Genomic DNA, 3,493 nt, shown 5'->3' with positions numbered 1-3,493 from the left:
GAGGCCTGAATGTCTGTGGTGGAAACCGCCGTTGATAACGCAGACAGCCAGGCCGGTGCGCAACAGGAGCTGCCATTCGCGATGGTCTACGGCCAGGCGGTCATGGAAATGCCCCTGGACTTGTACATTCCGCCGGATGCGCTGGAGGTTTTCCTTGAGGCCTTCGAAGGCCCGCTCGACTTGCTGCTGTATCTGATCCGCAAACAGAACATCAACATCCTCGACATTCCCGTGGCGGAAATCACCCGCCAGTACATGGGCTACGTCGAGCTTATGCAGTCGGTGCGTCTTGAGCTGGCGGCGGAATACCTGGTGATGGCGGCCATGCTGGCCGAGATCAAGTCGCGCATGCTGCTGCCGCGCTCGGCCGAAGTCGAAGAGGAAGAAGACGATCCTCGGGCCGAGCTGATTCGCCGCTTGCAGGAATACGAGCGCTTCAAGGTGGCCGCCGAAGGCATCGACGGCCTGAGCCGGGTGGGGCGCGATGTGGTGGTGCCCAAGCTCGATGCCCCCGAGGCGCGGGCGCGCAAGTTGTTGCCCGACGTCAGCCTGGAAGAATTGCTGATGTCGATGGCCGAGGTCCTGCGCCGGGGCGATATGTTTGAAAGCCACCAGGTCAGTCGCGAGGCACTGTCCACCCGCGAGCGCATGAGCGATGTGCTGGAACGGCTCAAGGGCGGCGGCTTCGTGCCCTTTGTCGAGCTGTTCACCGCCGAGGAAGGGCGGCTGGGCGTGGTGGTGACGTTTATGGCGGTCCTGGAATTGGTCAAGGAATCCTTGGTCGAGCTGGTGCAGAATGAGCCGTTCGCAGCGATCCACGTGCGAGCCCGAGCCGAATAACGAGCAAATCAATGAATCTGACTGAACCCCGCGAGCTGGCCCCCTTGCTTGAAGCCTTCCTGTTGGCCTCGGGAAAGCCACAATCGATGGAGCGTCTGTTCGAACTCTTCGAAGAAGGCGAGCGGCCCGAGCCGGCCGTATTCAAGAAAGCCCTGACGCTGCTGGGTAAATCCTGCGAGGGTCGGGCTTTCGAGCTCAAGGAAGTGGCGTCCGGATATCGCCTGCAAATCCGTGAGAAATTCGCCCCGTGGGTCGGGCGCCTGTGGGAAGAACGGCCGCAGCGTTATTCCCGGGCGCTGCTCGAAACCATGGCGCTGATCGCCTATCGCCAGCCGATCACCCGTGGCGAGATCGAGGACGTGCGCGGCGTGGCGGTCAACAGCAACATCGTCAAGACCTTGCTGGAGCGCGAGTGGATTCGCGTCGTCGGTTATCGCGACGTACCGGGCAAGCCGGCGATGTTCGCCACCACCAAGGCCTTTCTCGATCATTTCAACCTGAAGAACCTCGACGACTTGCCGCCGCTGGCGGAACTGCGGGAACTGGAACCCGAGCCGATGCTGGAGTTCGACGACGCTCCGGTGCCCCAGGGCTTGCAGGAACTGGCCGACGCCAGCGCCGAGCCCGAGGAGCCGAAGGAAGAGACCAGTTTCCATTCGTTGCTGCTGGAGCTGGACACGATGGAGCAGGGCCTGAAGACCGACTTCGACGACCTGCTGCGTGAAGGTCCGGATCCTGACGACGAGACGGATGAACCGACGCCGCCTCTCAGTGAAATCGAACACACGCCGGAGCCCGATCCCGAAGAGGACATCCTTGGCGTCGCCGAAGCCCGGGAAAAGTTGCTGGCCGCCGTCGCCGCCCTTGCGCCGCCGGAACCCGAACTGAGCGACGAGGAGGCCGAAGCCCGCGCCCTGGCTGAAGCGATCGAAAACGAACGGCGTCAGTTCGACGACGATTGACCGTGCTGGTTTCACCGCGAATCCTTGTGGGAGCGAGCTTGCTCGCGATAGCTAATTTACATTCAACAACAATGTTGGCTATCAGACCGCTATCGCGAGCAAGCTCGCTCCCACAATGGATCTGTAACGATTCAATTGCCTGTGGCGCTGACGTCACCGATCAGCGGAAAAAACGCCACGTGCATTCAGATCAGCTAGTCTCTGATGCGCAATCACCTCAACGCGCGTATGATTCGCGACCCTTTGGCGATCCCTTCGCCCAAAGACCTGTTTTCAAAGCGCCAGGCCAAGCCTGGCCCGACCACACCGGGAGGTGCCCAGAAATGAACGACCAAGACCAGAACGACAGCCAGGAAATCGGCCCAGCAGGCGAAAAACTGCAAAAAGTCCTCGCCCGCATCGGCGTCGGTTCGCGCCGTGACGTGGAAGCCTGGATCACCCAGGGCCGCATCAAGGTCAACGGCAAGGACGCCACCTTGGGCCTGCGCGTCGACATGCACGACGCCATCACCATCGATGGCAAGGTGATCAAGCGCGAAGAGGCCGCCGAAACGGTGCGCCGCGTGATCATGTACAACAAGCCCGACGGCGAAATCTGCACCCGTGACGACCCGGAAGGCCGTCCGACCGTGTTCGACAAGATGCCGCGTCCGAAAGAAGGCCGCTGGATCAACATCGGTCGCCTGGACATCAACACCACCGGTTTGCTGATGTTCACCACCGACGGTGAGCTGGCGAACCGTCTGATGCACCCGTCCTACGAAATGGACCGCGAATACGCCGTGCGTGTGCGGGGCGAAGTCGACGACGAGATGATCGAGCGCCTCAAGGCTGGCGTCGTGCTGGAAGATGGCCCGGCGCGTTTCACCGACATCAAGCAGGCGCCGGGCGGTGAAGGTTTCAACCACTGGTACCACTGCGTGGTGATGGAAGGTCGCAACCGCGAAGTGCGCCGTTTGTGGGAATCCCAGGGGCTGGTGGTCAGCCGCTTGAAGCGCGTGCGTTTCGGCCCGGTGTTCCTCAACTCCGACCTGCCGATGGGCCGCTGGCGTGAAATGACCCAGCAGGAAGTCGATATCCTGGCGGCAGAGGTTGGCCTCAAGCCTGTGGCGATGCCGCAGATGACGGCCAAGAGCAAGGACAAGCTGGAGCGGATGCAGCGCAAGTCCTCGCGTCCGATGGGCAAGACCGAGCGCGTGCGTACACTGCGCCCGGCGGCCGACGGCGTAGCGACCGGCCCGCGTCCTTCCCGCGAGCCGCAGATCGAAGGCGAGCGCCCAGCGCGCAAGCCAGCACCGCGCCAGGACGGCGAGCGCGGGCCGCGTGCACCACGTCCGGCCAACGGTCGTACCGAGCGTGGCGAAGGCCGCGGAGCCCCAGCTGGTCGCGGTACGCCAGTGGCGGATCGCCCGGCCGACACCAAGCGTCCGGCCAAGCCTGCGCCGAAAAAGCGCCCGGGCATCATCCTGGCCGATCGCGATGCACCGTCGGGCAAGCGCCGTGGCGCCCCTGCAGGTTCGGGACAGCGCCCGGGGTTTGGGCGTCGTAAGCCAGAGTGAGGCAGCTGTGAGTTTCTAGCTGCAAGCTGCAAGAAAAAACGCCAACCGTTGGGTTGGCGTTTTTTTTTTGGCCTGCCTTTAAGTGATGCAGTGCCTTTGAGTCCGTCTTCGCGAGCAAGCTCGCTCCCACAG

The 3,493-nt window shown here is 62.8% G+C and carries 3 protein-coding genes; all 3 read left to right on the top strand.

Annotated elements, in window-relative coordinates:
- Nucleotides 1-141: 141 nt before the first annotated feature.
- The 3 genes from OC610_RS23575 to rluB all read left to right on the top strand — a co-directional run bounded on the left by OC610_RS23575 (nt 142) and on the right by rluB (nt 3,361).
- Nucleotides 142-840, top strand: a complete 699-nt coding sequence (locus tag OC610_RS23575; RefSeq protein WP_167352838.1) for a segregation and condensation protein A — start codon at nt 142-144, stop codon at nt 838-840.
- Nucleotides 841-851: 11 nt separating this feature from the next.
- Nucleotides 852-1,802 (top strand): SMC-Scp complex subunit ScpB, encoded by a 951-nt coding sequence (gene scpB, locus OC610_RS23570; RefSeq protein ID WP_264431254.1) that lies wholly within the window; start codon nt 852-854, stop codon nt 1,800-1,802.
- A 323-nt stretch (nt 1,803-2,125) separates the two neighbouring features.
- Nucleotides 2,126-3,361, top strand: coding sequence for a 23S rRNA pseudouridine(2605) synthase RluB (gene rluB / locus OC610_RS23565; protein ID WP_030142493.1), 1,236 nt, complete (start codon nt 2,126-2,128; stop codon nt 3,359-3,361).
- Nucleotides 3,362-3,493 lie beyond the last annotated feature (132 nt).

The organism is Pseudomonas agronomica (assembly GCF_025917275.1).
Classification (GTDB): Bacteria; Pseudomonadota; Gammaproteobacteria; order Pseudomonadales; family Pseudomonadaceae; genus Aquipseudomonas; species Aquipseudomonas agronomica.
The sequence above is the reverse complement of the archived record's forward strand: the minus strand, read 5'-3'. Positions and strand labels throughout refer to the sequence as shown.